11 protein-coding genes are annotated in these 12,339 nt (G+C 59.6%); all 11 read right to left on the reverse strand.

Translation table 11 applies throughout. The features are described from left to right. A partial coding sequence (locus A3728_RS04900; RefSeq protein ID WP_082857957.1) for a branched-chain amino acid ABC transporter permease occupies nucleotides 1–1,048 on the reverse strand: 1,048 nt, incomplete at its 3' end. 3 nt (nucleotides 1,049–1,051) lie between these two features. After that, nucleotides 1,052–1,936: a branched-chain amino acid ABC transporter permease gene (locus A3728_RS04905; protein WP_027264391.1), complete on the reverse strand. Its 885-nt coding sequence runs from the start codon at nucleotides 1,934–1,936 to the stop codon at nucleotides 1,052–1,054. Nucleotides 1,937–1,969: 33 nt separating this feature from the next. Continuing rightward, nucleotides 1,970–3,907: an AMP-binding protein gene (locus A3728_RS04910; protein ID WP_236630414.1), complete on the reverse strand. Its 1,938-nt coding sequence runs from the start codon at nucleotides 3,905–3,907 to the stop codon at nucleotides 1,970–1,972. Nucleotides 3,908–3,953: 46 nt separating this feature from the next. Further along, nucleotides 3,954–4,733: an ABC transporter ATP-binding protein gene (locus tag A3728_RS04915; protein ID WP_028288584.1), complete on the reverse strand. Its 780-nt coding sequence runs from the start codon at nucleotides 4,731–4,733 to the stop codon at nucleotides 3,954–3,956. Nucleotides 4,734–4,944: 211 nt separating this feature from the next. Continuing rightward, on the reverse strand, nucleotides 4,945–5,784 hold the full coding sequence (locus tag A3728_RS04920) for an FAS1-like dehydratase domain-containing protein (protein ID WP_067920800.1): 840 nt from the start codon (nucleotides 5,782–5,784) through the stop codon (nucleotides 4,945–4,947). 11 nt (nucleotides 5,785–5,795) lie between these two features. Beyond that, nucleotides 5,796–6,959, reverse strand: a complete 1,164-nt coding sequence (locus A3728_RS04925) for an acyl-CoA dehydrogenase family protein (protein ID WP_067920803.1) — start codon at nucleotides 6,957–6,959, stop codon at nucleotides 5,796–5,798. A gap of 3 nt (nucleotides 6,960–6,962) precedes the next feature. After that, entirely contained in the window at nucleotides 6,963–7,757 is a 795-nt protein-coding gene (locus A3728_RS04930; RefSeq protein ID WP_067920805.1) for a citryl-CoA lyase, read from the reverse strand. Continuing rightward, on the reverse strand, nucleotides 7,757–8,671 hold the full coding sequence (locus A3728_RS04935) for an SDR family NAD(P)-dependent oxidoreductase (RefSeq protein WP_067920807.1): 915 nt from the start codon (nucleotides 8,669–8,671) through the stop codon (nucleotides 7,757–7,759). The genes A3728_RS04930 and A3728_RS04935 overlap by 1 nt, the downstream gene beginning before the upstream one ends. Nucleotides 8,672–8,683: 12 nt before the next feature. Then, nucleotides 8,684–9,643, reverse strand: coding sequence for a hydroxymethylglutaryl-CoA lyase (locus A3728_RS04940; RefSeq protein WP_067920809.1), 960 nt, complete (start codon nucleotides 9,641–9,643; stop codon nucleotides 8,684–8,686). 4 nt (nucleotides 9,644–9,647) lie between these two features. Further along, nucleotides 9,648–11,654, reverse strand: coding sequence for an acetyl/propionyl/methylcrotonyl-CoA carboxylase subunit alpha (locus A3728_RS04945; RefSeq protein WP_067920811.1), 2,007 nt, complete (start codon nucleotides 11,652–11,654; stop codon nucleotides 9,648–9,650). Between the two features lie 10 nt (nucleotides 11,655–11,664). Continuing rightward, on the reverse strand, nucleotides 11,665–12,339 hold a 675-nt coding region (locus A3728_RS04950), incomplete at its 5' end, for a carboxyl transferase domain-containing protein (protein ID WP_330220260.1).

Below are 12,339 nucleotides of genomic sequence, written 5' to 3' on the forward strand. Positions count from 1 at the left end.
AAGGAAACGGCCAGATACGGTAAGACGACTTCAGGATGTTCCAGCGGTGCATCAGCCCCTTGGGTTCCAGAATCATAAACAATGCGATTACGCCGCCAAGAACGACATTCATGCCAGCGAACACAATGTCACCGCCAAGGAATGATACCGAGTCGGCGATATTGGGGCCAACGGTCGCAATGATTTCCTGGATGATGCGGATAATGAAGACGCCGACCAGAGCCCCCACGATGGAACCCATCCCGCCAACGATGATCATCGCGACGAAGAAGATCGAGTGAAACAAGGTGAACTGGTCCACTCCCACGAAGCGGATCAGATAGGCCCACAGCGCCCCGCCGACGCCTGCATAGAATGCTCCGATCAGGAAGGCATTCGCCTTTGTGGCCGCGACATTGATCCCCATTATACCCGCAGCCACGTCATCATCCCTGACCGCCACAAAGGCACGGCCAAAGCGTGACCGCACGATCCCGAACGCGCCCGCGACCATGATCGCGGTGACCGCGAAATTCAGATAGAACTGCGAAGATTCGCTGACAAATCGCAGCCCGAACAGCTCGGCTGGGGGCACGGTGATACCGTTCGATCCACCCAGCCAGGTTGATGGCAGGTTCAATACGGCAAAGTGGAACAGGAACTGAGCCGCAATCGTGGTCAGTGCCAGGTAGAACCCCTTGATCCGCGCCGCGGTCAAGCCAAAAAGAAAGCCGAACAGCGCAGCCGAGAGCCCTGCCAGAGGAATGGTCAGCAGAAACGTAAGGCCGGTCTTCGAGGCCAGTATCGAGGCCGTATAGGCCCCGACCCCCATAAAGGCGGCCTGACCCAGGTTGATCTGGCCCGCATAACCTGTGCAGATCTGAAGCCCGACGGCAATCACAGCACTGATCATCATCATGTTGAGGATAGCGATGATACGGCTGCTCACCAGATAAGGGGCCAACAGCAGTAGAGCCATGAATACAACGAGGGCAAGAAACTGCCAGCGCGTTCGGATCAAACGTCTGTCACTGCGATAGCTTGTCGGGAATACGCCGGAAGGGTCCATGGATTACACCCGTTCGATTGTGCGCCAGCCGAACAGGCCGGTCGGTCGGATCAGCAGAATGGCAAGCATGATGATATAGGGGACAACGCTACCCAGTGACCCTCCGATCAGGGGGTCAAGATAGTTGGTTGTCAGGCTCTGGACGATGCCGATAATCACGCCAGCCAGGATCAGCCCGCCGATGGATTCCAGCCCGGCAAACAGCGCCACCGGCAGGGCCGCGAACCCGATATCAGAGGCCAGGAAGGTCAGCGATTTGCCGCTGAGAAAGATCATCGCACCAATTGTGGACAGGATTGCCCCGAGAACCCAGGCAAAGGCGATCGAGCCTTTCACCGAAATGCCCATCGAGGAGGCCACGACGTGGTCTTCCGCCACGGCGGTCATCCGCAGGCCGGACCGGGTTCGGTTGAAGAACCACGACAGGCCGACGGCGGCGACAATGGTAATGATCCCGCCTATAAGGAGGTTCATCGGGATCAACATGTCGCCGAGGAACAAAGGTTTCAGCGGGAAAATGATCGGGAAGGGCCGCACGGCGGGACCGAACACAAGCAGCACCAGACCGCGCAGCAGGATCAGCAGGCCGACAGTGACCATGACCATCGAGAAAACCGATTCACCGATCAGCTTTGTCAGGAAAATCCGTTCGATTGCGTACCCGACCAGCCCGGCCAGAACCAGCGAAAGGGGTATCGACAACCAAAGGCTAAGCCCCGCTTGCATCGTTGTGAACCAAACGATGAACCCGCCGATGATCACCAGTTCGCCCTGCGCGAAGTTGAACACCTTGCTGGCGCGGTAAATCACAACAAAGCCCATGGCCACTAGCGAATACAGAAGGCCGATCAAAGCCCCGGTAATGATGTCATTGATGAAATAAACCATTTTCGCCGACTTCCTTTAGGTTTTGGACTGCCGCTAGGCAGCCTTCGATGCGTTTTCGACGTCAGATACGCGGACAGCGGCCTTGAGCACGCCCTGACGGCCGTCCTGATAAGTCACGGCGATTTCTAGATCGGCCTTGGAATCGCCGCCATAAATCGTCTCGACAAGCTTTGCATACCGTTCCTCCAGAAAGGCCCGGCGAAGTTTTCGGCTGCGGGTCAGCTCGCCTTCATCCGGGTCGAGCTCCTTGGGAAAATTCGCAAAACGTGCCACGCGCGAACCTTCGGGCAGGAGCGCATTGATGCGCGCCACTTCGCCTTTGATAAGGTCCAGAACTTCGGGTTTCTGCGAGAGATCGGTGTAGGTCGAGAAGCTGATCTTGTTCTCTTCCGCCCAACGTCCGAGCACTTCCATATCGATATTGATAAGCGCGCTGACGAAGCTCCGGGTTTCGTCGCCCAAGGTCATGAGATCCTTGATGAAGGGGCTATATCGCAACCGCGTTTCGATGAATTGCGGCGGATAGCTGTGCCCATTTGCCAGGCGGCGCATATCCTTGACACGGTCAAAGAACAAAAGCTCGCCGTCGTCGGTCATCGACACCGCGTCACCGGTCTTGTACCAACCGTCTTCGGTCAGTTCCTCTGCAGTCTTTTCGGGTTTGCCGTGATAGCCGCCGAAGCCCGATCCGCCCCGCACCTGAAGCTCGCCTTCATCCGAGACCCTGTATTCCAGCGGTTCACCGTAGTTCGTGTTGCTTTGCATCCAGCTGCCACTGGTTTCCAGCTGATAGCTTTCGCCGACATGCGCAGTCAGAAGGCCGATTTCGGTCGCGCCATACACGTTGCGCAGCTTAACCCCCATCGCGTGGAACATACGAAAGACGTCAGGTGCCATCAGGGCGCCGCCGCTCATGGCGTTTTTGGCCTTACCAAGGCCAAGATTGTCGCGCAGGTGATGCAGCACCAGAGCTTCGGCAAAGGGAAGCTGCAGGCGTGCGGCAAGGCTGGGGCTACGCCCTTCCAGCCGCTCGACGTAAACGTTGCGGCCAACCTTCATACCCCAATTGTACATCGCATTGCGGAATTTGCCCGCGCCCAGCATCCGGGCCTGAACGATGGAGGCGAGGTTTTCCCACTGGCGCGGGCTGAACACCAGTGCGTCAACCGCCAGTTCGCGAATGTTGGTCAGTACGTCTTCAGGGCCTTCGGGGAAATTGACGACCATGGGCGCGATCAAACCGATCGACAGGCCGAAAATCTGTTCCGTGACCCAGGCAGGCGAAATGTAGGTCAGGTATTCGGTGCCCGGCGCGATTTCGATTGCCCCCATCACCCGCGAGCAATTGTCGAACAGGTAGCGATGGCTGATGACAACGCCCTTGGGTTTTCCCGTGGTCCCCGAAGTATAGGACAGCAAGGCGGTATCGTCCGCCCGTCCACGTTTTACGTGTTCTTCAAATCTGGCGGGTTCCTTGGCGTGGATCTGACGCCCTGCCGCGCTCACACTTTCAAACGAATGCAACAGGGGATGATCATAGCCCCACAGACCGGAATCGTCCCAGTAAACGACCGCCAGGGCGCCCGAGTACTTGCCCGCAATCTCGATGCATTTATCGACCTGCTCCTGATCCTGCGCCAGAAAAACCCGCGTTTGCGAGTCTTCGGCCAGATACAGAATCTCTTCAGCGTTTTGATCCGGATAGACAGACAGGACTTTGCCGCCTAACGACTGGACGGCGTATTCAGCCCAGAAATGTTCGGGTTCGTTTTCGCCGATCATCATGACGGATTCGCCAGCCGACAAGCCCAGGTTCTCCAACCCGAGAGCCAGGGCGCGAACCCTGTCAAGAACATCGGCCCAGGTGAATTCACGCCAGATGCCCAGGCGCTTGTGCCGTTCGGCGAGGTTGGTCGGTGTGGATGTCGCTCGCGCGAGCAAAACCTGCGGCAGGGTTTCGCCATGTGTCACTGCTGGGTCCGAAAAGACCATTGCTGTCCGTTGTTTGACCATGCCGCTACCCCAGATATGCCTTTATGACAGCCGGGTCCTTCTGGATTTCTTCCGGGGTGCCTTCGGCGATGACCCGCCCGAAATCCAGCACCACGATCCGGTCGGCAAGGTCCATCACGACGCCCATGTCGTGCTCCACCAGAACTACCGGAATCTTGCGCGCCTCGCGCACATCGAGAATGAAGCGCGCCAGGTCTTCTTTTTCCTCCGAGTTCATGCCGGCCATCGGTTCATCCATCAGCAGGATCGACGGTTCCTGCGCCAATGCACGGCCCAGATCGACACGCTTGCGCAACCCATACCCCAACGTGCCCACGGGCCGGTTGCGGATTGCCTCGATCTCGAGAAAATCGATGATCTCCTCTGCGGCTTCACGATGTTCCGATTCCTCGCGCATCACGGGACCGAACTGGAAAAAGGCCTGGACTACATTCGATTTCATCAGCATGTGGCGGCCGATCATAATGTTTTCCACCACCGTCTGCCCGGCAAAAAGATGGGTACCCTGAAACGTCCGCGCCAGTCCGCGCCGGGCGATCTGGTCAACACGCAGGCCGGTCACGTCCTGCCCGGACAATTCGACACGGCCCTTCTGCGGACGGTAGAAGCCCGCAGTCACGTTCAGAAGTGATGTTTTTCCGGCACCATTCGGACCGATAATTGCAAGCAATTCATCGTCGGCCACGGAGATGCTCACATCGTCGAGCGCCGTCACACCGCCAAATTTCAAAGTTGCACCACGCACCGCAAGCGGTGACGATACGTGCCCGTTATTCGTGGTCATGTTGCGGCCCGTGCTTTTCCCCTACACTTCATGGAGGCGCGCATAGCCTGACCGCACGGTTTTGCATTGGTCAAACGTTTTCCTCGCATCGTTCCTCCTCTCACCTCTTAATGCAGAGGATCGCCTGGTCCATTCACCAAGTCTCTGCGCGAAGCCTAACAGATGTTAGAAAATTTGGTCAACAACTGAATTCGCTACCGAAGAAAACCGATCAGACAGCCGTGTACTCTGCGGAAAAGCTTCGAAGACCCTTTTGATCCTGACACCAGACTGTCCCGGAGATGCCGGTCCCTTCATTGTGCAGTTGCAATTCGCAGGGCAGGTTGAGTGGCGCGAGGCCGCGGAACGAAAACCGATGCGGCGATGTTTTCAACGCATCCGCCGCCAGGTTCAAAAGCAGCGTCGCCTGCAATGGGCCATGCACAACAAGTCCGGAATAGGCTTCGGTTTCGGTGGCGTAGATGTGGTCATAGTGAATGCGATGGGCATTGAACGTCAGCGCCGAATAGCGAAACAGCAGAACAGGATCCGGTGTCAGGGTCGATCTGAGCGTCGTGGGGTCACCCGCGTCAGATGCGCTCTCGGCCGTGCGGGGGGCGGAAATCTCACGATAAACGATCGTTTGCTGCTCCCGGATACAAAGCCGGTTGCCACTCAGATACTCATGTTCGACGGTCACAAAGACCAATGGTCCACTACGGCCCTGCTTGGCCATAATATCCCTGATCGACGAGCGTCGGGTGATGGTTTCGCCGGTTTTCAGCGGCGCGATATGCGAAACATCGCCGCCGGCCCACATCCGGGCGGGCAGCGGAACAGGGGGCAGAAATCCACCCCTCGCGGCATGGCCGTCTTCTGACAGGGCGGTAGCTGGCACGGTATCAAGGGCAATGCACCAGTGAATTCCCAGCGGGACATCGCCCGCTCCGTCCCAAAGATGCGGACCGAGCGTGGCGCGGAATTTGTCGATCAGCCCCTGCGTCAGAACATCTTCCTTAGTCTCGGTGCGTCCCAGCCAGGGCGCCAGCGCGTCAAGGTCGATCTCACCCATAACCCTGGCCTTCAGAACGATCTTGGCATGCCGAGGATATGTTCTCCGACATATGACAGGATCAGGTTGGTCGAGATCGGGGCGACCTGATAGAGGCGCGCCTCGCGGAACTTGCGCTCGACATCGTATTCCCGTGCGAAACCGAAGCCGCCATGGGTCTGGATGCAGGCATTGGCCGCTTCCCAGCTGGCCTCCGAAGCCAGCAGCTTAGCCATATTCGCCTGTGCTCCGCAATCCAGCCCAGCATCGAACCGCCTGCAGGCTTCAAAGCGCATCAGATTGGCGGCCTCGATGTTCACATAGGACCTGGCGATAGGGAATTGCACGCCTTGGTTCTGGCCGATGGGACGGTCAAAGACCACGCGGTCACCGGCATAGGCGCGGGCCTTGTCGACGAACCAGTATCCATCACCGATACATTCCGCCGCAATCAGGGTCCGTTCGGCGTTCAGCCCGTCAAGAATATGGTAAAATCCGCGCCCCTCGGTGCCGATCAGGTTCTCGGCGGGGATTTCCAGGTTGTCGAAAAACACTTCATTGGTTTCGTGGCCGGGCATATTGGCGATGGGGCGGACCTCCATCCCGTTGCCGATGGCCTCTTTCAGATCGACCATAAAGATCGACAGGCCCTGCGACTTTTTCTTGACCTCGTTCAGCGGCGTGGTGCGTGCCAGCAGGATCATCAGGTCGGAATGCTGGATACGGCTGATCCAGACCTTCTGGCCATTGATCTCATACCGGTCACCCTTCTTGACCGCGGTGGTCTTCAGTTTGGTGGTGTCGGTCCCGGTTGTCGGTTCGGTCACGGCCATGGATTGCAGGCGCAACGCGCCGCTGGCAATACCGGGCAGGTATTTCTGCTTTTGCTCCTCCGAACCGTGCCTGAGAAGCGTGCCCATGTTATACATCTGCCCGTGGCAATGGCCCGCGTTTCCGCCGCAGCGGTTCACCTCCTCCATGATGATCGAGGCTTCCGTCAACCCCAGACCCGAGCCGCCGTATTCCTCTGGGATCATCGCGGCAAGCCAGCCCTCGCGGGTCAGCGCATCGACGAATTCCTCGGGGTAGGTTTCGTCTTCGCCGAACTTTCGATGATATTCCGGCGGGAACTGCGCGCAAAGCGCGCGAAGGGCATCGCGCAGATCGTTGTGCGTGTCAGGGGCTGACGTATGCATCGCTTACTTCGCTCCCGGGCCGGAGGTTTCGAGAATCTCTTCCTCGGCGCGCTGCCAAAGCTCATAGGAAATCGGGTTTTCGCTCTCTTCGAGGATATGACCGACCAGGCCGATGGCGCGGGCCATGACGCCAAAGCCCCGCACGATCTTCCAGGGGAAGCCGAATTCACAGCAAATGGCTCCGATCGCACCAGTGGCGTTAATCGGCAGCATCTTACCCGATTTTTCTTCGGCAACGGCCTGAATCTTCTGGATCAGCTCGATGTATTCGCCGGACTTTCCGTTCTCGGCGGCGATCTGGAACAGGCGCGGGGTGCGCGGATCGACGGGCTTGTGCACCGGATGGCCCAGCCCCGGCACGATGGCCTTGCGGGCGCGGAATTTCTCCACGGTTTCCACCGCGAGCGCATCAAGATCGGCACCGGTACCCAACTTGTCCTGTGGCAGTGCCTCGTGAAGCATTTTCGAGGCACCTTCCATAGAACCGACAAAGACGGTGCCCAGCCCACACAAGCCAGCCGCCACAGCCGCCTGAAGCGATTCCGGCGCCCCCATGTAAGTCATCCGCGCCGCCAGGGCCGAAGGCGTGATGCCATGTTCGACCAAAGTAATGACGATGGCGTTGAACACCCGGCTTTCCTCGGGTGTGGCCTTGCGGCCTGTCAACTGCAGGAACGCCAGATCGCCGAGGTTCATGTGGCCCAGGATCTCGTTGGGCAGGTCAAGCCCGCGCACGCTGATCTTGTCAGGGGTGCTCCAGGCAATGTCAGAGCTGATTTTTTCTTTGCGTTTTCCCATTATACCGGATCCCACGAAAAGACTTCCGCCGAAACTTCGAGCGGCGTGAACTGCGATTTGAGCGCGGGAATGGCGCGCTCGGCGATTTCATCGGCGGTCCAGCCATCACCGGAATGAACCGACCGCACCGGGCGGGGCTGGTTGAACAGGAAGATCTCGTTCTTGCGAACCGCAAATATCTGCCCTGACACGTCAGCCGCGCGGTCGCTCATCAGGAAACAGGCCATCGGTGCAACCTTGGCCGGTGTCATCTCCTTGATCTTTTCGACCCGTGCCACCTGTTCCGGGGTGTCGGTCTTGATCGACGAGATCATCCGGCTCCAGGCGAAGGGCGCGATGCAGTTCGAACGCACGTTCCACCGCTTGAGGTCAAGCGCCACCGATTTCGAGAAGGCCGCGATGCCCAGCTTTGCCGCCGAGTAATTCGCCTGCGCCAGATTGCCGATCAGCCCCGAGGTCGAGGTCATGTGCACCAGAGCACCGCCCTCTTGTTCGCGGAAATAATCGGCCGCTGCACGGCTGGTGTTGAAGGCGCCATAGAGATGGACCTTCACCACCGCGTCGAAATCCTCGTAGGTCATCTTGTGGAAGTAACCGTCGCGCAGGATGCCGGCGTTGTTCACCACCGCGTCGATGCGGCCGAATTCCTTGACCCCGGCCTCGACCATCGCGCGCGCGGCGTCCGGATCGGTGACGTTGCCGCCATCGGCGATCGCGTTGCCCCCGGCGGCCCTGATCTCTTCGACGACTTTCTGCGCCGCAGTTTCGGTCTGACCGGTGCCTTTGAGGGACGCGCCCAGATCGTTGACCACAACGGCGGCACCTTCTGCGGCTGCCATCAAGGCGATGTCGCGCCCGATCCCACCGCCGGCCCCGGTGACCAGAACCACCTTTCCGTCAAGTGCTTTTGTCATCTTCTTGCTCCCTCAGCGTGACTTGCGGTATTTGTCCAACCCGCCGGTGTGCATGACCCGGCCCATGAGCGGCACACCGATGATCTCTTCTGCTTTGACCGCCGCTGCGATCAGCTTGTCCAGATCAATGCCGGTTTCGATGCCGAGCTCGTGACACAAGAACACTGCATCCTCGGTGCAGACATTTCCTGCGGCGCGCGCGTGGCCGTGGCCCGCGAAAGGACAGCCGCCAAGACCGGCGACGGAGCTTTCGAACATGTCCACGCCCATCGACAGGGCCGCATAAACGTTGGCGATCCCCAGCCCACGCGTATCATGGATGTGCATACCGATGCGCGCCTCGGGCGCCATTTCGCGCAGCGCGCCGATCATCCGTTTGACCGCCTCGGGGTTTCCCCAACCCATGGTATCGGCGACCACGAGGATCGGCACGGGGATGTTCTCTTCTTCGCACAGCTGAAGGATAAAGCGGAAATCGTCCAGGATGCGCTCTTGCGGGATGGGGCCTTCGAAGTTGCAGCCAAAGGCCGTCATCACATAGGCCGCGTCGACGGTATATCCTTCTTCCTTGTAAAGACGGACCCAGTCGCGTTGTTTTTCCCGCATCTCCGCCGAGGAACAATTGTTGTTCGATTGGGCGAATGCCTCGGAGGGATAGAACAGCAGGCGCGGGTCGATATCGACCTCATGCGCGGTCAGAGCCTTGCGAAATCCTTTGTCGTTCAGCCACAGCGAGGTGTAATTCACGCCCGGTTTGCGCTTGATACGCTGGAACAACTCGCCGGTGTCTGCCATCTGCGGCACGTATTTGGGGCTGACAAAGCTGCCGACCTGAATGCGTTTCAGACCGGTTTCGCTGAGCATGTCGATCAGTTCGATCCGCTCTTCGACCGGATAAATCTTCTTTTCGATCTGAAAACCCTCGCGCGGGCCTTCTTCACGAAATTCTACGAATTTGGGAAAGTCGCTCATTTCATCACTCCTCGGATGGCAGGATCTCGGCGATGACCTGGCCGCGATCGACCATGTCCCCATTCGAGACGGATATGTGGCTGGCGATCCCGGCCGCGGCCGCCCGGATCGAGATTTCGAGTTTCATGGATTCCATGACCGCGACCACATCGCCTTCGGCCACGCTCTGACCATCGGAGACCTTGATTTCGACAATCATGCCGGTCAGCGGAGAGGTCACGGCGCGATCCGCCGCGGCATCGCCGCCGGCAAAGGCAAGGGGCGCGGCGGGCCGAAAGACCAGGCGGCCTTCGTGCGTGTCCAGTTCGATCACGCCCGCGTGCAGGCGCGCGTCGATCAGATGGACGGTGTCGCCTTCGCCGACACGCCAACGGCCCGGGGTCAGTTCACGTGCCGACAGTGTCAGCGCCTCGCCTTTCTCCGAATGGACGGTGTACTTGGCGCCCGGTTTGACAGGGCCGATGCGCAGTTCTTCGGATACCTCGTCAGAATCGGTAAGCGTCACGCGCTGCCCCGCTTCAATCGCATCGCCGCCCAGTCCAAGCCGCCAGCCGGTAAAGGCATCACGGTTGGTCCAGGGATTGGCGTTTGTGTCACCGCGCGACTGGGTCACGAAGAGAATGGCAGCGGTCGCTTTCCACAGATCGGTGCGGGTCAGGCCGGGTGCCTGTGTCAGCTCATCCAGCCTGCCGTCGATCCAGCGGGTATGCACCTGCATCCGTTCGAATTCATGGTTTCGCGCCAGCGCCGTTAGAAAGGCGCGATTGGTCTCGACACCTTCGACCGCGACATGATCAAGCGCCGTGGCCAGACGTGCCAATGCGGTTTCCCGGTCGGGCGCGTGTACGATCAGCTTGGCGATCATCGGATCGTAATAGGGCGTGACGGCATCGCCTTCTTCGACGCCGCTGTCGATGCGCAGGCCCGATGGCAGGCTGAGCGTGGAGAGCGTGCCCGTCGACGGGGCGAATTGCATCGCCGGATCTTCGGCGTAAAGCCGCGCCTCGACCGCGTGGCCGTTGATCGTCAGATCGTCCTGCACCAGTCCAAGGCCCGCGCCTTCGGCAATCCGCAGGTGAAGCGCGACAAGGTCCAGCCCGGTGATCGCTTCGGTGACGGGATGTTCCACCTGAATGCGCGGGTTCACCTCAAGGAAAAAATACTCGTCCCCCGCGACCAGAAACTCGACCGTGCCCAGCCCGCGATAGTCCAGCGTTTCACCAAGGCGCACCGCGTCGCGCGCGATGTCGCCCATAAGCGTCCGGGGCAGACCCCAGGCCGGGGCTTCCTCGATGACCTTCTGGTGGCGGCGCTGAAGTGTGCAGTCGCGTTCGAACAGATGCACCACATGGCCTTTGCCGTCGCCTGCAATCTGCACTTCGACATGGCGTGCTTCGGGCAGGAAACGTTCCAGCAGCAGCCCTTCGGAGCCGAAAGTGGATTTCGCCTCGCGCAGTGCGCCTTCGATGTCCTCGACCAGCGTGGTTTCGTCGGTGACGAGCCGTTGCCCTCGCCCACCACCGCCGCCGACAGCCTTGAGCAGCACCGGCAGGCCCATTTGGCGCACCTCCTCGGCAATCTGCTCGGGATCGGACCGCGCACCTTCGGCGCCCGAAATCACCGGGACGCTGGCCGCCACGGCGGCCTCTTTGGCGCTGGCCTTGTCGCCGAAACGTTCAAGCGTTTCCGGCGTCGGCCCCATGAAGATCATGCCGGCGGCTTCGACCGCACGAGCAAAATCGGGGTTTTCGGCCAGAAAGCCGTAACCGGGATGGATCGCATCCGCGCCCACCGATTGCGCGGCGGCAATCACTGCGTCGATTTTCAGATAGCTCTCGGATGCAGGTCCGGCGCCGATACAGACCGACTTGCCGATCTCGCGGACATGCAGGGCATTGGCGTCGGCCTGCGAATGTATGCCGACAGGGGTGATACCCTTGGCCCGCGCAGTGCGCGCGATCCGGCAGGCAATTTCGCCGCGGTTGGCGATCAGAAGCGTTTTGATTTTCACGGTTCGCTCCTCACATCCTGAACACGCCGAAGTTGGTATCGACCTTGGGTCTGCGCGATGTCACATCCAGCATCAGCGCCATGACGTCACGGGTCTCACAGGGCTCGATCACGCTGTCGATCCAAAGGTTGGAAGCAAAATTATAGGCTCCCTGAAAATCTTCGTATTCCTTGCGGATCGGTGCCTTGAAGGCTTCCTCCTCCTCGGGGGTCCAGCTTTTGCCTTCGCGTTCGTTGATCTGCGCGCGAACCTGAGCAAGTACGCTGGCGGCCTGTTCCGGCCCCATGATCGCGGAGCGGCCCGTTGGCCAGGCGAACATCGCGTCCGGCTGGAACGGGCGGCCCAGCATGGCCAGGTATCCCGCCCCATAGGAGCCGCCGGTGATGATTGTGAATTTCGGCACCCGGGCCGAAGACATGGCCGTGATCATCTTCGCACCGGCTTTTGCGATGCCCATCTGCTCGACCTCGCGCCCGACCATGAAGCCGTTCACATCGGCCAGGAACAGCAGCGGAATATCACGCTGCACGCAGAGATTGATGAAATGCGTGGCCTTCAGCGCGGCTTCGACAAAAAGCACGCCTGTATTGGCGAGAATACCGACCTCGTGGCCATGGATGCGGCCCCAGCCGGTCATGATGGTGTCACCATAAAGCGGCTTGAATTCATGAAAGTCGCTGTCGTC

Origin of the sequence: Sulfitobacter sp. HI0040 (genome assembly GCF_001634885.1) — a bacterium.
Lineage (GTDB): Bacteria > Pseudomonadota > Alphaproteobacteria > Rhodobacterales > Rhodobacteraceae > Sulfitobacter.

What these genes read in the sequence shown, in the direction of transcription:
- A3728_RS04940 (WP_067920809.1), bottom strand. Translation starts at nt 9,643, where the DNA reads ATGAGCGACTTTCCCAAATTCGTAGAATTTCGTGAAGAAGGCCCGCGC.
- A3728_RS04905 (WP_027264391.1), bottom strand. Translation starts at nt 1,936, where the DNA reads ATGGTTTATTTCATCAATGACATCATTACCGGGGCTTTGATCGGCCTT.
- A3728_RS04935 (WP_067920807.1), bottom strand. Translation starts at nt 8,671, where the DNA reads ATGACAAAAGCACTTGACGGAAAGGTGGTTCTGGTCACCGGGGCCGGC.
- A3728_RS04930 (WP_067920805.1), bottom strand. Translation starts at nt 7,757, where the DNA reads ATGGGAAAACGCAAAGAAAAAATCAGCTCTGACATTGCCTGGAGCACC.
- A3728_RS04915 (WP_028288584.1), bottom strand. Translation starts at nt 4,733, where the DNA reads ATGACCACGAATAACGGGCACGTATCGTCACCGCTTGCGGTGCGTGGT.
- A3728_RS04925 (WP_067920803.1), bottom strand. Translation starts at nt 6,959, where the DNA reads ATGCATACGTCAGCCCCTGACACGCACAACGATCTGCGCGATGCCCTT.
- A3728_RS04920 (WP_067920800.1), bottom strand. Translation starts at nt 5,784, where the DNA reads ATGGGTGAGATCGACCTTGACGCGCTGGCGCCCTGGCTGGGACGCACC.